Here is a 12437-nt window from a genome sequence, read left to right as displayed (position 1 = left end):
AACCAACTACAATAATAACAGCTAGGTTGAAGGCAGGAGAAGATTATGTTTGACGCAGAAGTTTTGATGGCTCCGTTGATTATTTTTATGGTCATCGTGGCACCACTTTGGTTAATTTTGCACTACCGTAGCAAAAAGCAGGTAAGCCAAGGGTTAAGTGAACACGAGCATCGTCAGCTTATCGAATTAGCCAGCAAGGCAGAAAAAATGGCAGATCGTGTTGAAACGTTAGAAGCTTTACTTGATCAAGAGTCACCACAATGGAGACGCAAGTTATGAGTAGACTAAAGCGAGAGCTATATCGTGACCCAAGTCGCGGCAAGGTAGCCGGAGTATGCGCAGGTCTTAGTGATTACTTCAATATGGAGTTATGGCTTGTTAGGATCTTATTCATCACAGCCGTGCTATTATCTGGTGGTCCATTATTTATCGTCGTGTATGTGGCTTGCTGGTTTATTTTAGATAAACGTGAAGTGACACCAAACCGTTCACCTGATGCGAAAGATGAAGATAAAGTATCGGTGAAGTTTAAGGTGTGGCAAAAAGGCGAGCCGCCAAGACAGGCACTTTATGACCTAAAAGACAGATTATCACGACTTGATGGTCGCATTCAGAACATGGAACGCTACGTAACTTCCCCTGAATTTACGGTTAGCAGAGAAATTGACAAGCTATAAGGCGGTATTGGCCGCCTTGGCATTTTCTTGAGGGGCACTTTTCTACTTATGACTACGTCACGTTTTCGAACCCCATCTTCCCTAGATAAGTTAAAACAACAAGCAAAAAAAACGCTCCACCGCTCTTTTGATAAGCATATCAAGCTTGCCGTAACCGGGTTTAGTGGCAGCGGAAAAACCGCATTTATCACGGCGCTTATCAAGCATCTGACTACTCAAACGAGCACCGACAACTTACCGTTTTTAGATGTTGTGAGTGAAGGTCGTCTTGTTGCGTGTCGTCCTGAGCCGCAGAAGGCACTGGCGGTACCAACTTTTGACTATCAGCAAGCAATAACTTGTTTGTTGGAAGAGCCGCCAACATGGCCTGCGTCAACCAAACGTATCAACACCTTAACACTGGCGTTTAGGTATCATAGTGAACGCGGACTCAAACAGCACTTAGCGCAAACCCATACACTATACCTTGAACTATATGATTACCCAGGTGAGTGGTTAATGGACTTGCCACTGCTTAAAATGACTTTTCCCGAGTGGTGTGAGCAGCAATTTGCATTATTAAATAAGCCTAAATACCGGCCATTTGCACAAACGTTTTTACATCTCCTCGAGCAGTTTGATGGAACGGAAGCGGTGGATGAAAGTAAGCTGAAAATGCTTGCACAAAGTTACCATGCGCTTTTAGCGCAGTTGCAGCGGGACACTCGTTTATCTAACTTGCAACCTGGCCGAGCGTTGATCCCGGGGGATCTTGAGGGAGCGCCAATATTGCTGTTTTTCCCAGTACAAGTTCACCCAAACGACATTACCGAACATTCACAATATCAACAGCTTGTTGAGCGTTTTGAAGCCTACAAAAAGCAAGTCGTCGCGCCATTTTACAAAGATTACTTTTGTCAGTTTGACCGCCAAGTCGTGTTAGTTGATCTATTGGGTAGCTTAAGTGATGGCTATGACACACTGAAAGAGCAAGAAGTTGCGTTAAAGCAGATCCTCGCCATGTTTTCTCATGGTAAAAGTGGCTTTTTGTCTCGTTTATTTAACCCAAAAATAGATAAGGTGCTATTTGCTGCCAACAAATGTGATGGCGTCTTGAACGAGCAGCAGACCAATTTGACAAGGTTGTTAAATGAAATGCTGGTGGACAGTGCCAATGAGCTTCGCTTCAACGGGGTAACCGTGGATACGATGTCTCTTTCTTCGGTGAGAAGTGTTGAGTCAAGGGCGGTGAAAGAGGGGACGCAACATGTACAATGTATCTATGGTAAGCCAGTCGGCGAGCAGCAGTTTATTAATTATGTGCCACCACCCCCGCCTGATCACGTTCCAAAAGCGCAGGCTTGGCCTCAAAATGGGTTTGAGTTTTTAGCGTTTGAGCCGCTACCCGCAAGGCAAGGAAACTTATCGCATATCAGGCTTGATCATGCTTTGCAGTTCTTAATTGGAGATAAATTAAGATGACAGATCAGACAAAATCTTACCAAGGTTCGGGTAGACGCTTAAATATCGACACTGAAAGCCAAGATGAGTCTCAACATTTGGGTGGTGAAGGCAAAGTTCTCGGCAATGAGCTGGTTGTGAGTGAGAGCCTTGATACTGTGCCTGAACCCGAGTTACCGAAAATTGAACGTATTTACGAATCGCCTTGGCGATTCGGCTTTAAACAGTGCTTTTTGCTCGCGCTATTAGTACTTATTATTGTGGAAGCTGCACTGACCTTGATAGAAAGCTATGAGCAAAATATTCTGCTGTTTAGTTTATACACCACCGTGTTGTCTCTTGGTTTACTTGCGCTATTTAAGTTCTTATTTTCGGAAGTTATCGCACTTAGCAAGCTTAAACAACATCAGCAAATTAAGCATGATGCCCAGCGCTTATTACAAAGCGATCAGATCGGCGAGGCGCGAGCTTGGCTTGCGCCGCTATTACAAGCGCACCCAGAACAAAAGGTTGCCGCATTTGAAGAAGCATTACAGCCTCACCACACAGACAAAGAAGTCATCACTTTATATGAAAAAACTTTGCTCCGAGGCCAAGATGCTGAAGCTAAAAAGCTAATCCAAGAGCATGCGACAACATCGGCGCTATTAGTTGCTTTAAGTCCACTTGCACTTGTGGATATGCTGGCGGTGCTTTGGCGCGGAGTCGTGCTGGTGGAAAAGATCAGCAAACATTATGGTATTCGATTAGCGTATCGCAGCCGCATCACGTTGTACAAAATGTTGTTGAAGCAAATGGTGTTTGTTGGCGCAAGTGAACTGGTAAGCGACCTTGCTGCTACCAGTGTGGGGGCTGAATTACTTGGCAAGCTTTCTACCCGTTCAGCACAGGGCCTGAGTGCTGGGATATTCACAGCTCGTTTGGGCTATAAGGCGATGGAACTTTGTCGACCATTACCACGCTTGGAGCACAAACAAAGCCTTTTGAAAAGTGCGATTAGCTCAGTCGTTGATGTGCTACTAAGACGTAGCAAAAAAGATTAAACGGCAACAATTTTATACACCTCTTTAAGTAAAATAGGCTAGTCACAATAAGTGAACTAGCCGTCTCCCCATCTGGCATGCTTGTCTATTTTTCTAAACTGCCCTACATATTGGTTATTACACAAAAACGACGCTAATCAATTCACTACCATGTTTATTTGGTTGGCAATAATAAAATCAGCAGGCAAGTATGAAAAAATTAAGAGATGACAGTCAGTGTATTCACGGACCCAATCATTTTGACGACCCACATGGGGCGTTAACCGCTCCTTTGTATCAAACCTCAACATTCCACTTTAAAGACGCAGCGCAAGGTGCGGCACGTTTCGCTGGAGAAGAGCCCGGTTATATCTATACTCGCTTAGGCAACCCTACGACGCGAGAGCTAGAAGAAAAAGTAGCCCGACTTGAGGGAATGGAAGATGCTGCGGCGACCGCCACAGGTATGGGTGCCGTGTCTGCATCGGTGCTGAGCTTTTTGCAGCAAGGCGATCATATGATTGCATCAAGCGCATTGTATGGCTGTAGCTTCGCACTATTTGCGCATATGTTGCCTAAATTCGGTATTGAGGTGTCATTTGTTGACTTAACCGATGAGCAAGCGTTACGTGATGCGGTACAGGAAAATACAAAACTATTGTTTGCCGAAACGCCGATCAACCCTAACATGACGGTATTAGATTTGAAAATGTTAGGGGAAATCGCTAAACAGCACGAGCTCCTGTTTGTCGTTGACAATACTTTCATGACACCGCTTTTACAAAAGCCTGTGAATTATGGTGCTGATCTTATTGTGCATAGCGCAACCAAGTACCTAAATGGTCATGGGGATGTGGTAGCAGGGCTCGTGTGCGGTTCAAAAGAACACGTAGAACTTATCAAATTAACTGTGTTAAAAGACATTGGCGCTACAATCAGTCCTCACGATGCTTGGTTAATCAATCGAGGATTGAAAACCTTAGCTTTACGTGTACAACGCCACTGTCAAAGCGCACAAACGGTAGCAGAGTTCCTAGAAGCGCACCCTAAAGTGAATAAAGTCTACTACCCAGGTTTACCTTCGCACCCGGGCTACCAATTTCTTGGCGAACAAATGAAAGGTGCTGGTGGAGTAATTGCTTTTGAAATCAACGGCTCGCTAGAGCAGGGTGAACAATTTATCAATGCGACTGAGCTGTGTACGTTAGCGGTAAGTCTAGGTGACCCAGAAACGCTCATTCAACATCCGGCATCAATGACACACTCTCCTTATACACAAGAGGAAAGGTTAGCTGCGGGAATTTCCGATGGACTAATTCGGATTTCAGTGGGGCTTGAAGACGTAGAAGACATTATTGACGATCTTAAGCAGGCGTTTGATAAAATATAGCTGTAAGTTAATTTTTACAAGGGGGCTGTATGAAGCCCCTTTTTATTATGTGTGTAATTTTAACTTTACAGGTGTGTATTTTATAGTTTACAAAAATGCTTATTGTGCGAAATGTGATAAACGTGCTCACTATTAAACTTTCCTTCACTTTTACTTAGTATCAAAGTCACAAGTTGAAGCGCTCCGAACCATCAACAGGACGGCAATTGAAATTGCAAGATCATAAACTCGGGGTGAAGTAAGTGAGAATGTAAAATGGCTAAAGCAAGTAAATATGTATCTAAGCAGCCAGATGAAAATGGCGTTATTGCTTGGACAGATGAAGAGAATCAAATTTGGTCAGAGTTAGTTGCACGTCAGCTAGCGTGTATCGAAGGCAAAGCCTGTGATGAATATTTGGCAGGTCTTGAGAAAATTAATTTACCAAAAGACCGCATTCCACAACTAAGTGAGTTAAACGAAGCACTAGCGAAAGAAACGGGTTGGCAGGTAGCGCCAGTACCGGCACTGATTGATTTTGATGAGTTCTTTCGATTGCTTGCCAACAAACAGTTTCCTGTAGCGACCTTTATTCGCTCAAGAGAAGAGTTTGATTACCTGCAAGAACCAGATATCTTCCATGAGATTTTTGGCCATTGTGCAATGCTAACGAATCCAGCATTCGCCGAGTTTACACACAAGTATGGTCAACTGGGCTATGCCGCTGAGAAGAAAGATCGCGTATACCTTGCACGCTTATACTGGTTTACCGTTGAATTCGGTTTGATGCAAACCGAGCAAGGTCTGCGTATCTATGGTGGCGGTGTGCTATCAAGCCCAGGTGAGACTCAATATGTTTACTCTGACAAACCAGAAATTAATCCGCTTAAAGTGTTAGATGTGTTACGTACACCTTATCGCATCGACATTATGCAACCTGTTTACTATACAATTAACTCAATCAACGACTTATTTGAGATCTCTAAAATGGATATCATGTCGCAGGTTGAACAAGCAAAAGAGCTAGGGTTATTTGAACCTAAGTTTCCGCCAAAAGAAAAACTAGCAAGTTAAGGAATTATCAATGTCTGATTTAAGTGCACAAAAATGTGAAGCGTGTCGTGCGGATGCGCCTAAAGTATCAGATGAAGAACTAGCGGTTCTAATCAAACAGATCCCTGATTGGGTACCTGAAGTACGCGATGGTATTATGCAGCTTGAGCGTGTTTACAAGTTTAAAAACTTTAAACAAGCAATTGCGTTCACAAACAAGGTGGGCGATATGGCTGAAGAAGAAGGCCATCACCCAGGTCTACTTACCGAATGGGGTAAAGTGACGGTAACGTGGTGGAGCCACTCTATTAAAGGTCTTCATAAAAACGATTTTATTTGTGCCGCTAAAACTGACGAAGTATTCGCACAGTAGGTCGACATTTATGTCGACAAATATCGGTAAGGTAAATGTCGGCAAATATTGCTAAGGTAAATGTCGACAAATATCGGTAAGGTAAATAGCGACAAACATCGACAAGTCCATGTTTCGAACTACAAAAAAGAAACGGCGCTAAACAAGCGCCGTTTTTTTATTCATCATTTAGGATAAAAGCCAAGAGAACGTTCGTCTTTTCATTTTCCAACCAAATACAACTAGCGTTAGCAGAAATAGATTAATCTATTTCTTATCTCGCCCTCAGGTTACGTAAACGTAGGGCTAATTATGCCATTAGTCCACAAAATAGCGGTTGCAGCAAGAATGATGACTAACAGCACCAGGCCACAAGTTACAACCGAACTGGCATAAATAAACCCGCGCTCTTCAGGAATATGCATAAGAATAGGCACGCCCGTATAAAGCAGATAAACGGAGTACGCGAGTGCAACCATCCCAACCGATACGACAAACCAAAGTTCGGGATAAAATGCCGCAAAAGCCGACATAAACATTGGCGTTGCCGTGTAAGCAGATAGTTCAAGAGTCTGTGTATAGGTCGGCGTTGAGCCAAAAGTGATGGCCATCCAGTGGGCGAGATACGCCAAAATAAAGACGCCTGCAATTAATGCGCAGTACATTGCAACACCAATTAATATTGCCGACTCATGAGTTAAATAGACAGCATCCCCAGTACCAACACTCCAGCCTAAGTAGACTGAAGAATAGTACCCCATAATGCTTGGGATCAGCGCAACAAGTGCGATATGTGACAAACTGTAAAACATACTTTCGTGACGGTTATCAATTGTTTGCCACTCTTCGTGCGGGTGAGCATATAAGCCCCATAGATGATTAAAGATCATAGTTAGCCCCTCAAATATAGGTTTGTACTATTTTTGTACAATTCAATTAAGTTATGAGAGATGAGTTAATTTTTGTCAAGAAAATGTAGTTGAATAGCGATATTACTATTTTCAGAATGATCTAAAACTTCTTGGGGAATAGCCTAGTGGTGCACCTTGTAGCGAGAAGTTATGATAAAATGGCGCAAACACATTAGTCTTTTGTTGTTATGTTAGAAAAGTACACAGATTTACTTACGCCTATTAATCAGTTTTTGGGCTGTGAAACCCCGCAAGCTTGGATTGAAAAAGCAAAGCAAAGCGAGCACTTACCATTATTGCTTATCGATCATATGCATTGTGAGTTAAAAGCGGCACAAAGCGCGGCCTTCTTAATTCGTAAATATGCAATAGATGATGCGTCTGCAAAAACATTGTTAAGTTGGTTGCAACCTTACGAAGATTTTATTTATCGCAGTGTTGGTGATGGCGAGTTTTCAGGCAGTAAAAATGAATTGATCGGTGAGCTAACTGCACGACCTGAATATGCTTACAATCAAGATATTTTGAGTAAGATGGTGAGGCTTATCAAAGAAGAGCTACATCACTTTGAACAGGTGCTAGAAATCATAAGGGCACGTGATATTCCTGTTGAGTATGTACAAGCATCTCGCTATGCGTCTGGAATGATTAAACACATTCGCACTTATGAACCCGCAGCCCTAGTCGATAAACTGATCATTGGTGCCTACATTGAGGCTCGTTCATGTGAACGTTTCGCCAAACTTGCGCCACACTTAGATAAAGAAATTGCTAAGTTTTATGTGTCGCTATTGCGCTCAGAAGCCAGACATTATCAAGACTATATTGATTTAGCGCATCAAGTTGCCAACGCAACCGATCCTAAGCGCTGTGACGTAGCTGGGCGCATTCAACTATTTCAGCAAGTGGAAAACGAGCTTATCAGCTCACCGGACCCCGATTTCAAGTTCCACTCAGGTGCGCCTATTTAAGCACTAAATTTATTCAAAAGGGTGGCAAAGGAGCTGCTGTTTGCCACTTTCGTCAACGACGATATATGAACTTTGTGAATACCAATCGCCAAGCACAGTGCGTACCTTACCGCCTTGGTAGGTGTGCACTTTTGGTCTGTGGGTGTGGCCGTGGATCATATTGTCTACGCCATGTTTTGCGAACATTTCAGCCACTGCTTCTTCGGTGACATCTAAAATCTCGAGGGGCTTGCCTTTTTGGTTTTCAATACTCTTACGCCTTGCATTTGCAGCAACTCTGCGACGATACCAAAGTGGCATAGCAAGCATCAATCTTGGCCACCACCAACCGCGGCTCTTCTTACGAAACTTTTGATAGGCTTCGTCTTGTGTACACATCTCATCGCCGTGCAAAATCACCGTTGGTGTGCCGTATAGATCTATCACCGCTTGTTCAGGTAACAAAGTCATTTGGCATTCGTCAGCAAAGGCCTGTTTGATTAAAAAATCACGGTTACCGTGAATAAAAAAGACTTGAATGCCAAGGTGACTCAAGCTTCGCAGTTTTTGTGCAATATGGAGGGCATAAGGGTCTTTTTCATCGTCTCCAATCCACACTTCAAAAAAATCACCCAGAATATATAAAGCGTCGACATCGGCGGTCATGTGATGGTCGAGAAAAGCGAAAAAAGCGTCGGTGATATCAGTGCGGTGCTCGGTTAAATGCAAGTCGGCGATAAAATAGGTTTTACCCATGGGACCTCAAAACTAATAAGGCCAGCATAAATACTGGCCTTGAATAAAAAGTAGGATATTACTCAGCAACGTATGCTTTTTCGATGATCACATCTTCAAGCGGTACGTCTTGGTGGAAACCAGAAGAACCAGTAGCAACACCTTTAATCTTATTTACTACGTCCATGCCTTCAACAACTTCACCGAATACACAGTAACCCCAACCTTGCGATGTTTCGCTTGAGAAGTTAAGGAAGTCGTTGTCGTTAACATTGATAAAAAATTGTGCAGTTGCAGAGTGTGGATCTGGCGTACGTGCCATTGCTAGGGTACCCACTTTGTTTGCAACACCGTTGTTTGCTTCGTTTTTGATCGGTGCTTCAACTGGTTTTTGTTCCATACCCGATGCGAATCCACCACCTTGAACCATAAAGCCGTCGATTACACGGTGGAAAATAGTACCGTTATAAAACTCGCTGTTTACGTAGTTTAGGAAGTTAGCTACCGTTTCAGGCGCTTTGTCAGCGAAAAGATTAATACGGATTTCGCCGTGATTTGTTTCTAAAACAACCATGTTAATGTCCATCGTGTTGAATGATAAAACCCTATTTTATATCAACTGGGCTTTTGTGAAAAAGCATTCCTTAAAAATCAGTGTAAAAAATCAAAAAACTGCCGTAATTCGTTATTAAAATCTAGAGGCGCTGCTATGCAGGTGGTATGATTAAAAGCACTTTTGTTAAAAAATGAACCGTACTTAGGAAGAAAACTACATGTTGCAGATTTTCAACACACTCACTCGCCAAAAAGCCCCTTTTAAACCGCTCAAAGAAGGCAAGGTTGATATGTACGTGTGTGGTATCACTATCTATGATTACTGTCATGTAGGACACGCACGCACTTACGTTTCATTTGACGTAATGAACCGTTATTTACGTTATTTAGGTTATGACGTCACATATGTGCGTAATATTACTGACGTGGATGACAAAATCATTAAACGCGCCGCGGAAAACAAAGAGTCGATTAATGATCTAACCGTTCGCATGACCAAAGCCATGCATGAAGACTTTACTGCGTTGAATATGCTACCTGCGGATATTGAGCCGACGGTAACAGGGCATATGGACGAAATCATCGAGATGATCGTGCGCTTGATTGAAAAAGGCCATGCTTACGTTGCGAAGGACGGGGATGTATTGTTTGATGTTTCAACATTTGAGCAATATGGTCAGTTATCTCAGCAAGATTTAGAAATGCTACAGGCGGGTGCACGTGTTGAGGTCGCACAAGACAAAGATGATCCACTTGACTTTGTATTGTGGAAAAAAGCCAAAGCGGGTGAGCCTGCGTGGCAATCTCCGTGGGGCGAAGGTCGTCCAGGTTGGCACATTGAATGTAGCGCAATGAGTTCAAAGCATTTGGGTGAATTTTTTGATATTCACGGTGGGGGTTCAGATCTGCAATTCCCGCACCATGAAAACGAGATTGCCCAATCTTGCTGCGCAAATAACGGCCGTTATGTGAACACCTGGATCCACACCGGCATGGTACAAGTTAACAAAGAGAAAATGTCTAAGTCTCTTGGCAATTTCTTTACCGTACGTGAAGTGCTTAAAGCCTTTGATAGAGAAACAGTACGCTATTTCTTGATCAATGGTCATTATCGTAGCCAGCTAAACTACTCACAAGAAAACCTTGAACAAGCACGTTCGTCGCTTGAGCGTATTTACACTGCGCTACGTGGCGTTGAGCTGGTGGACGTCGAGCTTAAAGGTAATGCTTACGCTGAACGTTTTGAGACAGCAATGAACGACGACTTCAACACGCCAGAAGCACTGCCTGTGATTTTTGAATTATCAAAAGAAGTGAATCGCTTAAAAGACAGTGACGCAAAAGCTGCAGGTGAACACGCATTTATTCTTGTGAAACTGGCGGAAGTCTTAGGTATTGCGCAGCAAGACCCTGAATCTTTCTTACAGGGCGAACAAGACGACGACGAAGTAGCGCAAATCGAAGCATTGATTGAAAAGCGCCGCAGCGCTCGCGAAAATAAAGATTGGGCCGCTGCGGATGAAGCGCGTGATGCGCTCACTGCCTTAGGTGTTGTGTTAGAAGATAGCGCGGGCAAAACAACTTGGCGTAAAGCTTAACCTTCTTGGTACCAACACGATACGCAAATAAAAATGCCTTCACATCAATCGGTGTGAAGGCATTTTTATTTATAACACAACTATTATTTTTAAGGCGTTAATGTCGCCTTAAACTCAGGCGCTTTGCGTGCATTAGTCAACTGCTCGAAAGCATGGGCAAGCTTGATTAATTTCGCTTCGCTATAAGCCTCAGCGAAGAAAGAAATACCCAGCGGTAGCTCATGATGAAAACCCATCGGTACGGTAATGCTTGGATATCCTGCGATCGCGGCGGGAGATGACGAAGAGGCGGAGAAATTATCACCGTTAATGATATCGATACTCCAAGCTGGGGTATTAGTTGGTGCGATAAATGCGTCAAGGCGATGTTCTTGTATTATTTTATCAATGCCTTGTTGGCGGGCAAATTTTTTAACCAGAGCTTGGGCTTCTTGATATCGGTGTTCCGTGATATCGCCTTTTTTTGCAGCTTCCTCTATCAAATATTGGTCAAAGTACTTAATGGTGGAAGGGTGTTGCTGGTTGAATTGGATGAGCTGGTTTAAGTTTTTTACTTTTACCTGCTCTGGTGTCGTGGCAAGGTAAGCATTGAGATCATGCTTGAAGTCATAGAGCAAAATATCCAATTCGGCGGAGCCTAACGCTTCCAGCTCAGGTAAGTCTAACCCTTCAATTATTTCTGCGCCATTTGCTTTCATGGTCGCAACGGCTTTTGCAAATACCGCTTGAACTGCAGGCGGAAACTGACCTAGATGACTGGTGATAGCAATTCGTTTGCCTTTGAAACTGGCGGTATTTAAGCCTTGAGTAAAGTCAATCGGCCGTTTTGCATCGGTAACGATAGCATTGAGTAACAAAGCGGCGCCCATCACCGATTTTGCCATAGGGCCAGCGCTATCTTGGCTATGACTGATAGGAATAATGCCTTCACCAGAAACCAAACCGACAGTCGGTTTAATACCTACAACACCATTATGTGCTGAAGGACAAACAATGGAGCCGTCAGTTTCCGTGCCAATGGCGAGCAGTGCAAGACCTGCGGAGACGGCAACGGCAGAGCCTGAACTTGAGCCACATGGTGTTCTATCTAACACATACGGGTTTTTAGTTTGACCACCGAGCGTGCTGTAGCCGCTCGAGCTGAAACTTGATTTAAAGTTTGCCCATTCACTTAAATTGGCTTTGCCAAGGATGATAGCGCCGGCTTGTTCTAACTGGATGATAAGCGGTGCAGCTTGGGTTTTGACATTGTGTTGCAGGGCGAGCGCGCCTGCGGTTGTTGCCATTGGCGCTCTGGTGTCGATATTATCTTTAACAATAATTGGTAGGCCATGAAGTGGCCCTCGATATTTTCCCGCGAGTAGTTCGTTGTCAAGCTTTTTAGCGTCTTGTAAAGCATTGGGATTGAGCGTGATCACGGCATTGAGCATAGGACCACTATCGTCAAGTTGTGCAATTCTTTTTAAGTAAAACTCAGTGAGTTGCGTTGCCGATAAAGTTTGATTTTGTATTTTGGTTTGCACTTCGAGCGTGGTAAGGTCCGCAAGCGATTGACTATAAGCTGGCAACGCAAGCGCGAGACAAGTGGTTAAAGCGAGTAGGGATTTTTTCATGACGTATTTTACCAATCCGCAGTAGTATTATTGTTATTTATTTGTCCTTTATTTAGTCACGAGCCCTTTAAAAGGTCAAGTGAGGAGCCTGAACAAAGCATGATTTAGGCGTCTTTAAAACTTGTATTTTTGCTGCTAGCCACACACACTTAACTTCACGAG

13 protein-coding genes are annotated in these 12437 nt (G+C 43.5%); 9 read left to right on the top strand and 4 right to left on the bottom strand.

All coding sequences use genetic code 11. The features are described from left to right. The first annotated feature begins 45 nt into the window (after window positions 1-45). The 7 genes from pspB to A587_RS0101180 all read left to right on the top strand — a co-directional run bounded on the left by pspB (window position 46) and on the right by A587_RS0101180 (window position 5934). The gene (gene pspB / locus A587_RS0101210) at window positions 46-279 is read left to right on the top strand and encodes an envelope stress response membrane protein PspB (RefSeq protein WP_010371190.1); all 234 of its coding nucleotides are present in this window, start codon (window positions 46-48) and stop codon (window positions 277-279) included. Beyond that, window positions 276-677 carry an envelope stress response membrane protein PspC gene (pspC, locus tag A587_RS0101205; RefSeq protein WP_010371193.1) on the top strand — a complete coding sequence of 134 codons (402 nt, stop codon included), beginning with the start codon at window positions 276-278 and terminating at the stop codon, window positions 675-677. The genes pspB and pspC overlap by 4 nt, the downstream gene beginning before the upstream one ends. A 48-nt stretch (window positions 678-725) precedes the next feature. Then, complete coding sequence (locus A587_RS0101200; protein WP_017216114.1) at window positions 726-2138, top strand: YcjX family protein; 1413 nt, start codon at window positions 726-728, stop codon at window positions 2136-2138. Continuing rightward, a complete protein-coding gene (locus A587_RS0101195; protein WP_017216113.1) occupies window positions 2135-3160 on the top strand; it encodes a TIGR01620 family protein in 1026 nt (341 codons plus the stop codon). The genes A587_RS0101200 and A587_RS0101195 overlap by 4 nt, the downstream gene beginning before the upstream one ends. A 190-nt stretch (window positions 3161-3350) precedes the next feature. After that, a complete protein-coding gene (locus A587_RS0101190; protein WP_017216112.1) occupies window positions 3351-4529 on the top strand; it encodes a trans-sulfuration enzyme family protein in 1179 nt (392 codons plus the stop codon). Window positions 4530-4784: 255 nt separating this feature from the next. Continuing rightward, entirely contained in the window at window positions 4785-5582 is a 798-nt protein-coding gene (gene phhA, locus A587_RS0101185; RefSeq protein ID WP_010371198.1) for a phenylalanine 4-monooxygenase, read from the top strand. A gap of 10 nt (window positions 5583-5592) precedes the next feature. Then, window positions 5593-5934 carry a 4a-hydroxytetrahydrobiopterin dehydratase gene (locus tag A587_RS0101180; protein ID WP_017216111.1) on the top strand — a complete coding sequence of 114 codons (342 nt, stop codon included), beginning with the start codon at window positions 5593-5595 and terminating at the stop codon, window positions 5932-5934. 269 nt (window positions 5935-6203) lie between these two features. On the opposite strand, the gene A587_RS0101175 is transcribed toward A587_RS0101180, so the two are convergent. Continuing rightward, the gene (locus A587_RS0101175; protein ID WP_010606742.1) at window positions 6204-6803 is read right to left on the bottom strand and encodes a Yip1 family protein; all 600 of its coding nucleotides are present in this window, start codon (window positions 6801-6803) and stop codon (window positions 6204-6206) included. Between the two features lie 209 nt (window positions 6804-7012). On the opposite strand from A587_RS0101175, the gene miaE reads away from it, so the two are divergent. Then, window positions 7013-7795: a tRNA isopentenyl-2-thiomethyl-A-37 hydroxylase MiaE gene (gene miaE / locus A587_RS0101170; protein WP_017216110.1), complete on the top strand. Its 783-nt coding sequence runs from the start codon at window positions 7013-7015 to the stop codon at window positions 7793-7795. 9 nt (window positions 7796-7804) lie between these two features. Here the strand turns inward: miaE and A587_RS0101165 are convergent, their stop codons facing one another. Both A587_RS0101165 and A587_RS0101160 read right to left on the bottom strand, forming a co-directional pair. Next, window positions 7805-8530: a UDP-2,3-diacylglucosamine diphosphatase gene (locus A587_RS0101165; RefSeq protein WP_017216109.1), complete on the bottom strand. Its 726-nt coding sequence runs from the start codon at window positions 8528-8530 to the stop codon at window positions 7805-7807. A gap of 58 nt (window positions 8531-8588) precedes the next feature. Further along, window positions 8589-9083, bottom strand: coding sequence for a peptidylprolyl isomerase (locus A587_RS0101160; RefSeq protein WP_010371206.1), 495 nt, complete (start codon window positions 9081-9083; stop codon window positions 8589-8591). Window positions 9084-9282: 199 nt separating this feature from the next. Here A587_RS0101160 and cysS point away from each other — a divergent pair, with 199 nt between their 5' ends. Further along, a complete protein-coding gene (gene cysS / locus A587_RS0101155; protein WP_017216108.1) occupies window positions 9283-10662 on the top strand; it encodes a cysteine--tRNA ligase in 1380 nt (459 codons plus the stop codon). A gap of 89 nt (window positions 10663-10751) precedes the next feature. Here the strand turns inward: cysS and A587_RS0101150 are convergent, their stop codons facing one another. Continuing rightward, window positions 10752-12275, bottom strand: a complete 1524-nt coding sequence (locus A587_RS0101150) for an amidase (RefSeq protein ID WP_017216107.1) — start codon at window positions 12273-12275, stop codon at window positions 10752-10754. Window positions 12276-12437: the final 162 nt, after the last annotated feature.

The organism is Pseudoalteromonas sp. NJ631 (assembly GCF_000276645.1).
Taxonomy (GTDB): domain Bacteria; phylum Pseudomonadota; class Gammaproteobacteria; order Enterobacterales; family Alteromonadaceae; genus Pseudoalteromonas; species Pseudoalteromonas piscicida.
Note: the sequence above shows the minus strand (reverse complement) of the source record. Positions and strands in the feature narration are given on the sequence as shown.